This is a genomic window from Georgenia wangjunii (assembly GCF_036421975.1).
GTDB lineage: Bacteria > Actinomycetota > Actinomycetes > Actinomycetales > Actinomycetaceae > Georgenia_A > Georgenia_A wangjunii.
This window is the reverse complement of sequence record NZ_JAZGON010000008.1, coordinates 1-15,929: the sequence shown is the minus strand read 5'-3', so window position 1 is coordinate 15,929 and position 15,929 is coordinate 1. Positions and strand designations below refer to the sequence as shown.

The 15,929-nt window shown below is 72.3% G+C and carries 8 protein-coding genes and 1 riboswitch; of the genes, 5 read left to right on the top strand and 3 right to left on the bottom strand.

What is annotated here, in order from left to right; translation table 11 throughout:
- Positions 1 to 38: 38 nt before the first annotated feature.
- A riboswitch (glycine riboswitch) is annotated at positions 39 to 125 on the top strand.
- A 138-nt stretch (positions 126 to 263) separates the two neighbouring features.
- Positions 264 to 1,253 (top strand): DMT family transporter, encoded by a 990-nt coding sequence (locus tag V2J63_RS11965; protein WP_331231276.1) that lies wholly within the window; start codon positions 264 to 266, stop codon positions 1,251 to 1,253.
- Positions 1,254 to 1,482: 229 nt separating this feature from the next.
- Positions 1,483 to 2,607, top strand: a complete 1,125-nt coding sequence (gene mnmA, locus V2J63_RS11960) for a tRNA 2-thiouridine(34) synthase MnmA (RefSeq protein WP_331231275.1) — start codon at positions 1,483 to 1,485, stop codon at positions 2,605 to 2,607.
- 103 nt (positions 2,608 to 2,710) lie between these two features.
- On the opposite strand, the gene V2J63_RS11955 is transcribed toward mnmA, so the two are convergent.
- On the bottom strand, positions 2,711 to 3,148 hold the full coding sequence (locus tag V2J63_RS11955; protein WP_331231274.1) for an AAA family ATPase: 438 nt from the start codon (positions 3,146 to 3,148) through the stop codon (positions 2,711 to 2,713).
- A gap of 174 nt (positions 3,149 to 3,322) precedes the next feature.
- Between V2J63_RS11955 and V2J63_RS11950 the strand changes: the two genes are divergently transcribed.
- Complete coding sequence (locus V2J63_RS11950; RefSeq protein ID WP_331231273.1) at positions 3,323 to 4,594, top strand: saccharopine dehydrogenase family protein; 1,272 nt, start codon at positions 3,323 to 3,325, stop codon at positions 4,592 to 4,594.
- Here V2J63_RS11950 and V2J63_RS11945 read toward each other — a convergent pair.
- Positions 4,476 to 5,942 (bottom strand): MFS transporter, encoded by a 1,467-nt coding sequence (locus tag V2J63_RS11945; protein ID WP_434056323.1) that lies wholly within the window; start codon positions 5,940 to 5,942, stop codon positions 4,476 to 4,478. The two genes, V2J63_RS11950 and V2J63_RS11945, sit on opposite strands and share 119 nt — an antisense overlap.
- Positions 5,943 to 6,340: 398 nt before the next feature.
- Here V2J63_RS11945 and V2J63_RS11940 point away from each other — a divergent pair, with 398 nt between their 5' ends.
- Entirely contained in the window at positions 6,341 to 12,586 is a 6,246-nt protein-coding gene (locus tag V2J63_RS11940) for a GH92 family glycosyl hydrolase (protein ID WP_331231272.1), read from the top strand.
- A 136-nt stretch (positions 12,587 to 12,722) separates the two neighbouring features.
- Here V2J63_RS11940 and V2J63_RS11935 read toward each other — a convergent pair whose 3' ends face one another.
- Positions 12,723 to 13,076 (bottom strand): hypothetical protein, encoded by a 354-nt coding sequence (locus V2J63_RS11935; RefSeq protein WP_331231271.1) that lies wholly within the window; start codon positions 13,074 to 13,076, stop codon positions 12,723 to 12,725.
- A gap of 376 nt (positions 13,077 to 13,452) precedes the next feature.
- Here V2J63_RS11935 and V2J63_RS11930 point away from each other — a divergent pair.
- Positions 13,453 to 15,929, top strand: a 2,477-nt coding sequence (locus tag V2J63_RS11930) for a zinc-dependent metalloprotease family protein (RefSeq protein ID WP_331231270.1), incomplete at its 3' end; no start/stop codon positions are given.

Sequence of the window (15,929 nt, the reverse complement as noted above, 5' to 3'; positions counted from 1 at the left end):
CCGTGGGGCATACTTGGAACCACAACTGAACACGCCACCGAACCGCCGCGGGAGAGACCCGCACTGCGGGCGCCGAAGGAGCAACCCCCCGGGAATCTCTCAGGCACCCAGACCGCAGCGGTGAGGCTCCTCTGGAAAGCAGCCCCTCGGGGCTCACCGACGGTGCAAGCGGGCCGAGCCCGCGAAAGCTCTCAGGTCCGATGACAGAGCGGGGAACACACCCGCCATCGGCGCGCCCGCGCGCGCCCGCCCTGAGGAGTTCCGTGGCTGTTCTCACCGCTCCCACCGATGTCGCCGTCGTCGCCCGTCCCGGCGGTGCCGCGCCGGACCTCGTCCCCGCGCCGCCCGCGTCCGGTGGCGCCCCGCGCAACCGGCGGCTCGGCATCGCCGCCATCGTCGTCTCGGCGACGACGATGGGCCTCGCCGGCGTCTTCGGCCGCCTCGCGACCCCGCCCGGCGCGCTTCTCGGCGAGACCCTCACGCTCGGGCGGATGCTCGTCGGCGCGCTCGGGGTGCTCGTCATCCTCACGCTCACCCGGCGGCTGCCGCTCCTGCGCCGGACGCGCCTGTCATGGCCCGTCGTGCTCGGCGGGGTCTTCCTCGGGCTCTCGCTCGCGACCTACCTCTCGGCCACCGTCCTCACCGACCTCGCGCGCGCCGTCGCGCTGCACTACCTCGGCCCGGTCATCGCGACCGTCCTCGCCCGGTTCGTCCTCAAGGAGGCGCTCACCCGGATCGAGCTCGTCTCGGTCGGCGTCAGCTTCGTCGGGATGGTCCTCGCCGCCGGTCTCGTCAGGTCCGGCGGCGGCCCGGTGCCGGACCAGCAGGTGCTCGGGGACGTCCTCGGCGCCGTCTCGGGCGTCCTCTACGGCGCCGCGCTCCTGTGCTACCGGTACCGCGCGGACATGCCGGCGGACGTCCGCAGCTTCTGGAACTTCACCTTCGGCGCCGTCGGCACGGCGTGCATGGTCGCGCTCACCCGTCCGGACATGTCCGGGATGACCCCGACGCACTGGGCGTGGGCGCTCGCGTTCTTCCTCGTGTGCGGGCTGCTTGCGCTCGGGCTGCTCGTCGTGGCCGGCAAGCACCTGCGCGCCGTCGAGCTCTCGGGCCTGTCGTACTGGGAGGTCGTCGTCGCCATGCTCCTCGGGGCGGCGGTGTTCGGGGAGGGCGTCTCGCTCCTCGCGGGGGTCGGCGCCGCGCTCATCGTCGCGGCCGCGCTCGTCCCGCTCGTCGAGGGACGACGGGCCTGAGCACTCCCGGGCGCGGGCCGGTGGGCCTCTGGCAGCCCTGTGCGTCGGGCTGCGGTGAGCACCGCCGCTCGCGGGCGGTTCGGGGACGCGTCTGCGGGCTGTCGGCCCCTGGCCCCCGGCGGTGTGGGCGCCACCTACGCCCGACGACGTCCCGTGCCCAGCCGCTTACCCTGGACGTGCACGGAGCACGACGACAACCCTGAACGACCGAGCAGAGGAGGCCAGTGCGATGCGCGTTCTCGCAGCCCTGTCCGGCGGGGTCGACTCCGCCGTCGCGGCCGCCCGGGCGGTCGACGCCGGGCACGACGTCGTCGGCGTCCACATGGCGCTGAGCCGCTCCCGCGCCCAGCACCGCACCGGCTCGCGCGGCTGCTGCTCGATCGAGGACGCGGGCGACGCCCGCCGCGCCGCCGACGTCCTCGGGATCCCGTACTACGTGTGGGACCTCTCGGAGGAGTTCGAGGAGACCGTCATCGACGACTTCCTCTCCGAGTACGCCGCCGGGCGCACCCCCAACCCGTGCGTGCGGTGCAACGAGCACATCAAGTTCTCCGCGCTCCTCGACCGCGGCCTCGCGCTCGGGTTCGACGCCGTCGCCACCGGGCACTACGCGCGCATCGCCGAGCGGCCCGACGGCGTCCGCGAGCTCCACCGCGCCGCGGACCCGCTCAAGGACCAGTCCTACGTCCTCGCCGTCATGGGGCCGGAGAGGCTCGCGCGCTCGATCTTCCCGCTCGGGGACGCACCGTCGAAGGACGAGGTGCGCGCCGAGGCCGCGGCCCGCGGGCTGCGGGTCTCCGCGAAGCCGGACTCCTACGACATCTGCTTCGTCGCCGACGGCGACACCCAGGGCTTCCTGCGCTCGCGGCTCGGCTCGCAGCCGGGTGCCGTCGTCGACGCCGACGGCACGACGCTGGGGGAGCACGACGGTGCGTACGCCTACACCGTCGGCCAGCGCAAGGGGCTCGGGCTCACCCGGCCGGCCCCGGACGGGCGCCCGCGCTACGTCCTCGAGGTGCGCCCCGCGTCGAACACGATCGTCGTCGGGCCGAACGAGCTCCTCTCCGTCGACGAGGTCCGCAGCACGCGGACGGTGTGGCTCGCCGACGACGTCGCCGCGGCTGACTGGACCGCCGCGCACGTCCAGGTCCGCGCCCACGGCGAGCCCGCGGCCGCGCACGTGCGCCGCGCGGACGGTGACGTCCTCGAGGTGCGGCTCGACTCCCCGCTGCGCGGACTCGCGCCGGGGCAGTCGATCGTCGTGTACGCCGGGAGCCGTGTGCTCGGGCAGGCGACGATCGAGCGCGCGGGGCGCGGGGCGCTCGCGGGTGCGGCGGCGGTGCGCGCAGGCTGAGCGCTGGGCAGCCGACGTCGCTCACAACACTGCCGTCAGGCGGGCTGCCCTCGGCGCCCGTGATCGAAGGTCCTGCCTCAGCGGCCGCGTCCGCTGACTCTCCTCACCGGAGCGCTTCCACCACGTCGGCCAGCTCATCAACGGGGCGGCGTCCGTCAAGCTCGACGGTCGCCCCTCGGCGCAGCACGGGCTCGACCTCCACCACGTACTGCCGTATCTCGGCCTGCTGATCCGCCGCGCGCCCATAGGGGTTGTTCGTTCGAGTCGCGACGCGTTCGATCAGCACCTCGACCGGAGCGCTGAGCAGCACGACGTGCTCGAACCGGTCATAGAAGCGCCCCTGATTCTCGACAGTCCCTGAGACCACGACGTCGTCGTGACGAGTTAGTAGCTCGCCCATCCGGACCTCGTCCCACACGGCGCCAGGGAGCTCCCAGCCGTCGTAATCGGTATCAACGGCGAGATGCCCGCGCCGGGCGAGCTCCTCGAGCAGAGTCGACTTCCCAGCGCCCGACATGCCGGTGATGAGGATCCGAGCCACGGCGCGAGCCTACGCAGCGGGCAGCACGTCATGTGCGCTCCGCGAGACCGCTACTCGCCCCATCCGCCTGCAGGCCACGTCCCAACAGACCCGCGCGGTGCGGCACCGCGGCTCGGGCCGCCGGGCTCGCCCGGTCCACCTGCGGGCCGGCGGCGCCGTGCTTAGGCTGGATCGATGGACGCCTCCACGCCCCGCCGCCTCGACGTCGTCGTCTACGGAGCGAGCGGGTTCGTCGGCCGCCTCGTGGCCTCCTACCTCGCTGAGGACGGCGGGGACGTGCGGGTGGGACTGGCCGGGCGCTCGCGCGAGCGCCTCGAGGACGTGCGCGCTGGCCTCGGACCGGTGGCCGCGGGATGGGAGATCCTCGTCGCGGACTCGGGCGACGACGACGCGCTGCGCGAGCTCGCCGAGGCCACGGCGGTCGTCGCGACCACCGTCGGGCCGTACGCCCGGCACGGCATGCCGCTCGTGCGGGCGTGCGCCGAGGCCGGCACCCACTACGTCGACCTCGCCGGAGAGGTCCTCTTCATCCGCGAGAGCGCCGCCACCGTCCACGCCCGGGCGCAGGAGACCGGCGCGCGGATCGTCCACGCGTGCGGGTTCGACTCCGTGCCCTCGGACCTCGGCGTCCTCGTCACCGCCGAACGGGCCCGCGCCGACGGCGCCGGGGACCTGCGCGAGACGACGCTCGTCGTGCGCTCCCTCGCCGGGGGGATCAGCGGCGGGACCATCGACTCGATGCGTCTCCAGGTCGACGCCGCCCGGGACCCGGACAACCGCCAGGTGATCGCCGACCCGTACGCGCTCAGCCCGGACCGCGACGCGGAGCCCGAGGTCGCGTCCACCCCCGACGGTGCGGGTCGTGCGATGCGCAACGCCGCGACGGGCACGTGGACGGCGCCGTTCCCCATGGCGCCGATCAACACGCGCGTGGTCCACCGCAGCAACGCCCTGCAGGGCTGGGCGTACGGGCGCGACTTCCGCTACCGCGAGGTGGTCGACCTCGGCACCGGGCCCGGCGCGCAGGCGAAGGCGCGGGCACTCGCGGCCGGCCTCGGCGCCGCCGTCGCGGGCCTCGCGATCCCGCCGACCCGGTGGGCGCTCGACCGCGTCCTCCCGGCGCCGGGGGAGGGGCCGGACGAGGAGACGCGGCGCTCGGGGCACTTCCGGATCGAGGTGCTCGCCAGGACGTCGACCGGCGCGCGGTACGGCACCGTCATCGCGGCCGACGGCGACCCGGGCTACGCGGCGACCGCCGTCATGCTCGGCGAGAGCGCGCTGGCGCTCGCCCTCGACGGCGCGCACCTGCCGCAGCGGGCCGGTGTCCTCACCCCCGCGACGGCACTGGGGATGGTCCTGTGCGACCGGCTCGTGCGCGCGGGGTTCGAGATCGCGACCGACCGGGCCGAGGACGCGTCCGACCGGGGCGACGTCCCAGCCTCCTAGGACGCCGCCGCCGGGGCCTCGTCCCGGGGGAGGCACCACCCGGCAACCACCATGGCGACCGCCACGCCACGACCGCCACGAACACCCACGCGACCGCGTCGCCGAACAGGGTGGGCTCCTCCAGGGCGTCTGCGCCTCCCAGCCGTGCGTTGACGACGGCGCCCAGCGCCGCGACGCCGACGGCGCTGCCGACGGACCGGGCGAACATGTTGGCGCCGGTGACGACCCCGCGTTCACCCCAGCCCACGCTGGACTGCGCCGCGATGAGGCTCGGCGAGGCGACGAGTCCCATGCCCAGCCCGATCGCGAAGCAGCACAGCGCGACGGACGCGACCGACGGCACCTGCGCGGTCAGGGCGAGCGCGCCGGTCGCGAGCACGACGATCGACGCGCCGATGAGCACCGTGGCCCGGAAACCGATCCGCAGGTAGATGCGCCCGGAGAGGGTGGCGGCGATCGGCCAGCCGATCGTCAGGGTGGCGAGCGTGAGGCCGGAGACCAGCGGTGAGACGTCGAGCAGCGCCTCGAGGAACGTCGGCACGTACGACGTCAGGCCGATGAGGATGACGCCGACGCCGACGCTGATGAGCGCGGTCGTCAGGAGGAGCCGCCGGCTCAGCACCCACAGCGGCAGCACCGGCTCAGCCGCGCGGCGCTCGACGAGCACGAACACCGTGAGGAGCACGGCCGCGACGGCGAGGGAGCCGATGCTGACGGGGGAGTCCCAGGCCCACGCGTGCCCGCCCTCGAGGAGCGCGAGGATGAGGAGGCTGACGCCGACAGTGAGCAGCGTTCCGCCGAGCCAGTCGATGCGGCGCTTCTGGCGCTCGACCGTCTCGTGGAGGTGGCGGACGAGCAGCCACGCCGCGAGGAGGCACAGCGGCACGTTGACGAAGAAGATCCAGTTCCACGTGAGGAACTCCGCGAAGAACCCGCCGAGCGTCGGACCGACGACGGCGGACATGGCCCAGACGCTGGCGAGGTAGCCCTGCGCCTTGGCGCGCTCGGCGACGGTGTAGATGTCACCGGCGATGGTGATCGCCATCGGTTGCACGGCCCCGGCGCCGAGGCCCTGGATCGCGCGGAACGCGATGAGCGCCGGCATCGACGTGGCGAGCCCGCACAGGATGGAGCCGAGGAGGAAGAGCCCGACGCCGAGCAGGATGACCGGCTTGCGCCCGATCGTGTCCGCGAGCTTGGAGTAGATCGGCACCGACACGGCCTGCGTGAGCAGGTAGATGGAGAACAGCCACGGGAAGCTCGTGAACCCGCCGAGGTCGGCGACGATGGTCGGTACGGCGGTGGCGAGGATCGTCGTGTCGATCGCGATGAGGCTCGTCGTCATCATGATCGCGATGAGGATCGGGCCGCGTGTGGAGCGGAACCCGACGCCGTCGGAGGCCGCGGTGGTGTCGGCGGTGCTCAGGGAAGTGCCTCTCGGATGTGCGGGCTCGGAAGAGACCGACGGCGGTGGGGACGTGGTGCCGTCGCTCGTTCCCGCCGTCGAGGGTTGTCATTGTGGGCCATGGCGCCGGGTGACGCTCGATGCGTCCGGTGGCGCACGTCGTGGAGGAGGTCGTTGTCCTCGGTGGCGATCGGTGGTGGGGCGCGGCCGGCTCGCTGTCGTCGGCCCCGCGGTGCAGTCCTAGCCGTTCGGACCATTGACGGCCCCCGCGGCGCGACGTAGCGTCATCGGTGATGACAACGCTGTCACGGGCGGCACGCCCAGGAAGCCGAAGGTCGCTGATGTCTTCTCTCCCCGTCCCTGTCCGTTCCACCGCGGCGCCCCGACCGCCGATCCGTCGTGCGGTCGCGTCAGCCCTGACGCTCGCTCTCGGGCTGGCCGGTGTCGCCGCCGGTGTCACCGCGCCCGCCGCCAACGCGGCCGTACCGCCGGCCCCGGGAGACTTCGTCACCTCCTTCGAGGCCGGCGACCCGCAGCCCGCCTGGACGAGCACGCCGGAGACGACGCCGGAGGGCCCGATGGTCTCGGGCGTCGTCGGCACGACGGTGCTCGAGCGCAGCCCGAGCACACCGACCGGTGACGACATCCTCGGCGGCGCCACCGCCGACCTGAACTGGGAGGGCCCCTTCCAGAACGGCGTCGGCTCGGTGCCGGGCACGATCGAGCCGACGACGACGACCGACGGCGACCCCGCGGTGCGCTGGACGATGGAGTCCGCGGGCGAGACGTGGATCCAGGTCCCGATGCCGGACCTCGAGCGCGGCGTCACGGTCCGGGCACAGGCGACGCTCTCCGGGAGCGGCCGGATCCTCCTCAACGTCTACAGCGGAGGCTCGGACGTCGGCGGGCAGTACCTCACGCTCACCGAGGAGCCGCAGACCGTCACCGTCGACCTCGTCCGGCCCGCCAGCGGCGGCAACACGCCGCAGTTCCAGATCCGCACGCGCGAGGCCGGGACCATCGACGCGGTGGTCTCGGGCACCTCCCTGCGCCGGCTGAGCCCGGGCACCGTCGACTTGCCCGGCGACATCACTAGCACCGTCGTCGACGTCGCGGCCACCGACGAGAACCCGCCCAACGAGGGCGCCGACAACCTCGCGGACGGCGACGTCAACACCAAGTGGTTCGCCGGGTCGCGGACCGCCCGCCTCACGTACGAGCTCGCCGAGCCGACCGTCGTCGCCGCGTACGCGCTCGCATCGGCGAACGACTCCCCGGACCGCGACCCGCGCAGCTGGGAGCTGCAGGGCTCGAGCGACGGGGAGACCTGGACGACGCTCGACAGCCGGAGCAACCAGACCTTCACGGGCCGCTTCGAGACGCGGCAGTTCGACACCGCCAACACCGAGCCGTACAGCTTCTACCGGCTCGACATCACGGAGAACGCCGGCAGCGGCGGGACCCAGCTCGCCGAGCTCCTCCTCTCCACCGAGGAGGTGGCGTCGTCGGACATGACGACGGAGCTGGGCTCCGGTCCGAGCAGCGCGTACACCGCGAAGCCCGAGGCCGGCTGGACCGGCGTGCGCTCGCTGCACTACGCGGGCAGCCACCTCGCCGAGGAGCGCGGGTACTCCTACAACAAGGTGCTCGACGTCGACGTCCCCGTCGGCGCCGAGAGCGAGCTGTCCTACGCGATCTTCCCGCAGGCCTCGGAGACGGACGCCGGCTACGCCAGCACGTACGTGGCGGTCGACCTCGCCTTCACCGACGGCACGTACCTGAGCGAGCTCGCCGCGACCGACCAGCACGGCTTCCGCCTCACCCCGCAGGGGCAGGGCGACTCCAAGGTCCTCTACGTCAACCAGTGGAACTCGGTCGTCTCGCACATCGGCGCCGTCGCCGCAGGCAAGACGATCGACCGCGTCCTCGTCGCCTACGACCGGCCAGAAGGCCCCGCCGACTTCAGCGGCTGGGTCGACGACATCGAGGTCGTCGCCGAGCCGGCCGACGAGGAGCGCACCTCGCCGTCGGACTACGTCGTCACGACGCGCGGCACCAACTCGAGCGGCGACTTCTCCCGCGGGAACACCTTCCCCGCGACGGCCGTGCCGCGCGGGTTCAACTTCTGGACCCCGGTGACCGACGCGGGCACCTACCGCTGGCTGTACGAGTACCAGCGCCGCAACGACGGCCAGAACCGGCCCACCCTCGAGGCGTTCTCGCTCAGCCACGAGCCGAGCCCCTGGATCGGTGACCGGCAGACGTTCCAGGTCATGCCCTCGGCCGAGGCCGGGGTCCCGGACGCCGACCGCGCGGCACGCGCGCTCACCTTCAGCCACGACAACGAGGTCGCCCGCGCGCACTACTACGGCGTCACCTTCGACAACGGGCTGCAGACCGAGATCGCCCCGACCGACCACGCCGCGATGTTCCGCTTCACGTTCACGGGCGACGAGTCGAACCTCATCTTCGACAACGTCAACAACGACGGCGGGCTCACGCTCGACCCCGCCGCCGGCACGCTCACCGGCTACACGGACGTGAGCAGCGGGAGCCAGTCGGCCGGGATGACGCGCATGTTCGTCTACGCGGAGACCGACCGTCCCGCGACCGGCGGCGGCGCGCTCGCGCCGGGCGGCCGCGGCGACGTCGCGGGCCACCTCACGTTCGACACGTCGTCGTCGAAGGTCGTCACCATGCGCATCGCGACGTCGCTCATGAGCGTCGAGCAGGCGCGGCGCAACCTCGAGCTCGAGATCGCCCCCGACGACACCTTCGACGACGTCGCGAGGCGCGCGCAGGCGCTGTGGGACGACAAGCTCGACGTCATCGAGGTCGAGGGGGCCAGCGAGGACCAGCTGACCACGCTCTACTCCAACCTCTACCGCCTCAGCCTCTACCCGAACTCGGGTCACGAGAACACGGGCACGGCCGCCGAGCCGGTGTGGCAGCACGTCGTCCAGTCCTCGACGTCGGACGAGCCCGCGCCGTCGGGGACCACGGCGACGCAGACCGGCGCGCCGGTCGTCGACGGGAAGGTCTACGTCAACAACGGCTTCTGGGACACCTACCGCACGACGTGGCCGGCGTACTCCCTGCTCTACCCGACGCAGGCGAGCGAGATGGTCAACGGGTTCGTCCAGCAGTACGAGGACGGCGGCTGGGTGGCGCGCTGGTCGGCGCCCGGGTACGCGAACAGCATGACCGGGACGAGCTCGGACGTCGCGTTCGCGGACGCGTACGTCAAGGGCGTCGAGGGCCTCGACGTCCAGGGGATGTACGACGCCGCGCTCAAGAACGCCGCCGTCGCCCCGCCGAACGAGAACGTCGGGCGCAAGGGCCTCGAGCGCGCGAACTTCCTCGGCTACACGCCCGCGTCCACGCACGAGAGCGCGTCCTGGTCGCTCGAGGACTACCTCAACGACTACGGCATCGCGACGATGTCGAAGAAGCTCCTCGACTCCACGGACGAGAGCGACCCGCGCCACGAGGAGTACGCGGACAACTACACGTACTACCTCAACCGCGCGCTCAACTACGTCCACCTGTTCGACCCCGTGACCGAGTTCTTCCGCGCCAAGGAGGAGGACGGCACCTGGCGCCAGTCCGCGGCGGACTTCGACCCGCGCGTGTGGGGCAACGAGTTCACCGAGACCGACGGCTGGAACTTCGCGTTCCACGCCGTCCAGGACGGGCAGGGCCTGGCCAACCTCTACGGGGGCCGCGCGGGGCTCGGGGCCAAGCTGGACGAGTTCTTCGCCACGCCCGAGACGGCGACGTTCCCGGGGTCCTACGGCGGCGTCATCCACGAGATGCGGGAGGCCAAGGCCGTCCGGATGGGGCAGTGGGGCCTGAGCAACCAGGTGTCGCACCACATCCCGTACATGTACAACTTCGCCGGCCAGCCGTCGAAGACGCAGGCCGTCGTGCGCGAGGCGCTCGCGCGCGGCTTCACCGGGAGCGACATCGGCCAGGGGTACCCCGGCGACGAGGACAACGGCGAGATGTCCGCGTGGCACGTGTTCAGCGCCCTCGGCTTCTACCCGCTGCAGGTCGGCAGCCCGACGTACGCGATCGGCTCGCCCCTCTTCACCGAGGCCACGGTGCACCTCGAGAACGGCGAGGACCTCGTTCTCAGCGCGCCGGACAACAGCGCCACGAACGTCTACATCCAGGGCATGACCGTCGACGGCACGCCGCAGTCGGCGACGTACCTCACGCACGACCAGCTGCTCGCCGGCGGCACGATCGAGTTCGACATGGGCCCGGAGCCGTCCGACTGGGGCACCGGTGAGGACGACGTCCCGCCGTCGATCACGCAGGGCGACCGTGTGCCGGACCCGCTCGCGGACGCGACCGGGCCGGGTGCCGGGGAGGCGACGACGAGCGAGGACGGCGTCGACGGCGCCGCCCTGTTCGACGACACCTCCGCCACCTCGGTCACCTTCGCCAGCGCGACCCCGACGGTGGGGTACACGCTCACCGGCCGCACGGCACGGGCTCAGATGTACACGCTGACGTCGGCGGACGTGCCGGGCGACCCGACGTCGTGGGAGCTCCAGGGCTCCGCGGACGGGTCGACGTGGACGACGCTCGATGAGCGGTCCGGCGAGAACTTCGCGGAGCGGCGGGAGACCCGCGCGTTCTCGGTGGCCGAGCCCGGCATCTACCGGCACTACCAGCTCGTCGTCACCGCGAGCACCGGCGACGGCGGGACCTCGCTGGCCGAGGTCGAGCTCCTCGCGCACACCCCCCGGGTGAGCGAGCTCTCCGCCGTCGTGGACGACGCCCGCGAGGCCGGCCGCATCTCGGCCGAGACTGCGGCGGAGCTCGGCGGCGTCCTCGCCGCCGCCCAGGAGGCGGAGGACGAGGGCGACGCCGACGGCGTGGGCACGCAGCTGCGCGCCCTGCGCGCGGCGATCGACCGGATGCCGGCGAGCGAGCTCGACGCCGAGACGCGCGCCGAGCTCACCCTCGTCCTGTCCCAGTGGCTCACGCCCGGCAGCGGGCTCGAGGAGATCCGCGCGCGGATCGGCGAGCTCAACCGCAGCGGGGACATCGCGGACACGGTCGCGCAGGACCTGCAGGGCCTCGTCACCGAGGCGGAGGAGGCCCTCGCGGGCAGCCACTCGCGGGAGCTCGAGGACCGGCTGGAGGCGCTGCGCGCCGCGATCGCCGACGCCCCGGCCGACGGGGTGAGCGACGACGCCAAGGCGGCTCTCCTGCCCCTCGTCGACGAGATGCTCGCCAACCCGCCGTCCGTCGTCCGGGCGGCACGTGCCGCGCAGGTGCTCATGGACGACTACGACCCGGAGGAGGCGTGGTGGCAGTCGAGCTGGTGGAACTCCGCCGTCGCCATCGAGACGATCGTCGAGTACATGCAGCGCACGGGCGACGAGAGCTACCTCGAGCAGGTGGACCGCACGTTCGAGCGGAACAAGGCGCCGTTCCCGGCGGGTGAGCTCTCCGGCGACGAGCTGTGGGGCAACTTCACCAGCCGCGCGATCGACGACGCCGAGTGGTGGGCACTCGCCTGGGTGCAGGCCTACGACCTCACCGGTGACGAGAAGTACCTCGACATGGCGGTCACCATCGGCGACTTCGTCCACGGCTACTGGGACCCCAGCACCTGCGGCGGCGGCGTCTGGTGGGACCACGAGCGCACGTACAAGAACGCCGTCACCAACGGCCTGTGGGTGCGCCTGACCGCCGAGCTCCACAACCGCATCCCCGGTGACACGATGTGGTTGGAGCGCTCGCAGGCGGGCTGGGACTGGCTCCTCGCCAGCGGCATGATCAACGACGACGGGCTCGTCAACGACGGCCTCACGGGCGACTGCCAGAACAACGGCGGGACGGTGTGGAGCTACAACCAGGGCCTCGCCATCGGCGCCGGCCTCGAGCTGCACCGGGCCACCGGGAACGCGGACGTCCTCCAGACGGTGCTCCGCCTCGCGGACGCCGGCATCACCGAGCCCGAGCTCGTCACCGACGGGATCCTCACCGAGAGCTGCGACCTCGCCGCCACGTGCGACGACAACGCCAAGCAGTTCAAGGGCATCTTCGTGCGTTACCTCGGTGACCTCAACGACACGGTCGACGTCCCCGCGTACCAGGAGTTCATCGACCGGCAGGCCGCGTCGATCTGGGCCGAGGACCGCACCGCCGACGACCGGCTCGGCCTGCGCTGGGCCGGGGGCGACGGCACGGAGCGGGCCAACGTCTTCGACTGGCGGACGCAGGCCAGCGCGCTGAGCGCGCTGCTCGCGAACATCCCGGCCCCGAGCACGGAGGAGCCGCTGGACGTGTCGGTGGAGACTGCCGCGCGGTGCGTCGTGGGCCGCACGGTCCTCACCGCCCGGGTGACGAACGGCGAGGGGGTGCCGGTGTCCGCGGAGATCGCCACGGCGTACGGGACGCGTTCGACGGCGTCGCTCGAGGCGGGCAAGAGCGTGCTGCACGCCTTCACGACCCGACTGGGGCAGGTCCCGGCGGGTGAGATGTCGGTGACGGTCGCGGCCACGGTCGACGGCGAGACGGTGACCGAGTTGATCGAGGTGCCGTACGCGGCGCACGCGTGCTCCTGAGCGCGTGAGGGACTGAGGGGCGGTGGCCCGGCGTCTAGCCGGACCACCGCCCCTCACGCGCCCGCTCGGTCCCCTGCGCAGTGGCGCTGCTCGGGACGGGATGCGCCGGGCGGGTGACGAGAGCCGGCTCCGCCGGTCAGCCTTCGAGGCGGGCCGCCAGCTGATCGAGCGCCTGCACCAGCGGGTCGTGGGCGCTGATGAGCACCTCACACGAGTCGACCTCGTGCTCCTGCCCGTCGACGGTCCAGCCGTAGGAGACCGACGTGCCGTCGCTGTCCGCGGCGCACCCGGTCGCGGGCTCGGCCTCCGACCCCAGCCCGGTGTCCTCGACCGCTTCGCGCAGGCGGCTCAGCTCGGCGTCGCTCAGGTGCCCCTCGGACGTCCCGTCCTCCACCTGGTAGCTCCACGTGCCGTCACCGGTGACGACGAGCTCGGACCGGCAGGGCCCTCCCGGGCACATGCCGCCGCGCGTCGATCGTCGTGCGACCACGCCGTCGTCGACCCCGGGCGAGGTGGACGAATCGATCTCCGGTGCGGTGGTGGAGACGGCTGGTGCCGGTGCGGGAGACCCTTCGCCCCCAGATCCAGCCGTGCTTCCCCCACAACCACTGACGATGATCACTAGCATCGCCGCAGCCGATGCCGGCAGCGCCCGTCGGGGGGCTCCAGAAGAACGGGACATGACCATGATGGGTTCCCCTCCCGCGACGCGCATACGCCTGATCCCGCTCGTCCTGGCTCTGGCCTTGGTCATGAGCCTGCTGACGAGTGTGTCAGGCCTGTCCGCGTACGCGGCGACCCCCGGAGTTATCGAGTCACCCGGTCCGCTGACATCGATCGCAACGAGTCCTGATCTCAACTGCGATGTGCGGTACGTCGGAGACGAGGCTCCCGAGTTCTACTCCGGGACTGCCTGTGGCACCTTCGTGGCCGCAGGCACGACGCTCTTCGGCCCGCAGGACGTCCCGGCGGGAAGTGGCGCCTCACCGCGCACGGCGTTCACGCCGGTGTCGCAGGAGGGCCCGGTGGGCGCCGGCACGGCAGCGGACCCGTGGTCGGTCACCACGACGGTGGACCTGGGGGAGTCGGGGCTCCGGCTCACCCAGACCGACACCTACATCGCCGGGCAGCAGAGCTACGTGACGCGGGTGCGGTTGGTCAACACCGGCGACGCCGATGTCCCGGTCGTGGTGTACCGAGCCGGTGACTGCTACGTCGAGGACTCCGACCTCGGTTACGGAGATGCGTCGGAGGGCACGGTCGCCTGCGTGGCGGAGAGCGGGCGCGTGGCCAAGTGGATCCCGATCACGGGTGGATCCGCCTACATGCAGGCCAGCTATTCCGGGGTGTGGTCGGCGATCGGCAGCCAGCAGATGTTCCCCAGCACCACGCGCGGCGACGAGTACCTGGACAACGGTGCCGGGCTGAGCTGGCAGCTGGACGTCGAGTCCGGGGACGACGCCGAGATCGCCCACGTCACCGCGTTCTCGGAGGATGCGACGACGACCGGCGACGCGGACGGCGACGGGCTGCTGGACGAGTGGGAACGGGACGGGCTCGACGTCGACGGCGACGGCGTTTCCGAGATCGACCTCCCGGCGATGGGCGCGTCCCCCGACCACAAGGACCTCTTCGTCGAGGTCGACTGGATGTCCGACCCGAGGTCCTGCGTGCTGTGGTGGTGCTGGGGCGGCCGTGACTTCGCGCCGCAGCCGGAGGCGATCCAGGACGCCGTCGAGGCGTTCGCGGACGCGCCCGTGCCCAATCCCGACGGGACGACGGGCATCCGTCTGCACGTCGACGCCGGTGCGGACTACGTCATGAACCCGTCGAACGGCGCGCTCTGGGGCGCCCGGTCGCGGGCGAACGCGGTGGACCACCAGGCGTTCATCGGCGAGGCCGGGGCGAGCGGTTACGACTGGACGGAGTTCAACGCGCTCAAGGCCGACAACGTCGAGACGGCGCGCGCCGACGTGTTCCACTACGCGATCTTCGCGGACAGGTACGGGGACCATGGAAGCTCGGGGATCGCGCAGATCTCGGACTCGGTCTGGGAGGGTGACTCCTTCCTCGTGACGGACGGAGCCTTCGGGGAGACGGGCTTCTCCCGCCGTGAGGAGTCCGGGACCTTCATGCACGAGTTCGGGCACACGCTCGGGCTGCGGCACGGAGGCGGCGACCACGTCAACAACAAGCCCAACTTCCAGAGCATCATGAGCTACTTCTGGCAGATGGGCCGACGGCCGCTGGACTTCTCCCGACAGACCCTGCCCATCGTCGACGAGCTGGCGCTGCTGGAGGTGGATGGCCTCCCGGGGGCGACCGGTGCGTACTCGTGGTTCTGCCCGGGCACGAACCAGAGGGAGACGAGCAGTGACGCCGACGCCACCGACTGGGACTGTGACGGTGAGGTGGAGGAGGACCTCGTGAGCGTCGACGTGAACGGCGACGGGGACGACCAGGTGCACGCAGGGTTCGACGACTGGGCGAACCTCGTCTACGACGGCGGCGCAGTGGGTGCCTTCGGGGTCGACGACCTCAACGACCAGGACCCGCCGTTGCAGTTCTCCCCGCTGCAGGAGGCGTCGTACGACGAGCTCCGGGAGCTGGACCTCCTCGGTGCCCCCGGGGACGGATCCGTGGCGGTGGTCGGGCCCTACGTGCTGCTGCCCGGTGCGCCGGACCAGTTCCTGCGTCTGAACGTGTCCAACGTCGGGTCCGGTGCGGCCGACTACCGGGTGGGTCTGCAGGGGGTGCCGGGGGTGGAGGCCGAGGCAAGCATCACGGGCGTCCCTGCGCATGCCACGGAGGTCCTCGATGTCCCGGTGGACGGCTCGGCGCTCGTGCCCGGCACCTACGACCTCGAGGTCACGCTGAGCGGCCCGGAGGGCGGACCCTCGCTCGCGTCGGCCACGGTCCCCGTGCTGGTCCCGGACCTGGATGACGCCGAGGTCTTCGCTCAGCTCGGTGAGATCCGGGACGCGCTGCGGAGCCCGCGGCCCGGGCTGGACGAGGCGGTCCGTCATCAGGCCGTCGACGCGGTGACGGCACTCGTGCCGGACACGCTGGACGTCTCGGTGGAGACCGGCGCGCGGTGCGTGGCGGGCCGCGCGGTCCTCACCGCCCGGGTGACGAACGACGAGGGGGTGCCGGTGTCCGCGGAGATCTCCACGGCGTACGGGACGCGTTCGACGGCGTCGCTGGAGGCGGGCAGGAGCGTGCTGCACGCCTTCACGACCCGACTGGGGCAGGTCCCGGCGGGTGAGATGTCGGTGACGGTCGCGGCCACGGTCGACGGCGAGACGGTGACCGAGTTGATCGAGGTGCCGTACGCGGCGCACGC

Bases quoted from the DNA above. Each gene is read 5' to 3' on its own strand.
- mnmA (WP_331231275.1), top strand. From the start codon at position 1,483: ATGCGCGTTCTCGCAGCCCTGTCCGGCGGGGTCGACTCCGCCGTCGCG.
- V2J63_RS11950 (WP_331231273.1), top strand. From the start codon at position 3,323: ATGGACGCCTCCACGCCCCGCCGCCTCGACGTCGTCGTCTACGGAGCG.
- V2J63_RS11945 (WP_434056323.1), bottom strand. From the start codon at position 5,942: ATGATGACGACGAGCCTCATCGCGATCGACACGACGATCCTCGCCACC.
- V2J63_RS11940 (WP_331231272.1), top strand. From the start codon at position 6,341: ATGTCTTCTCTCCCCGTCCCTGTCCGTTCCACCGCGGCGCCCCGACCG.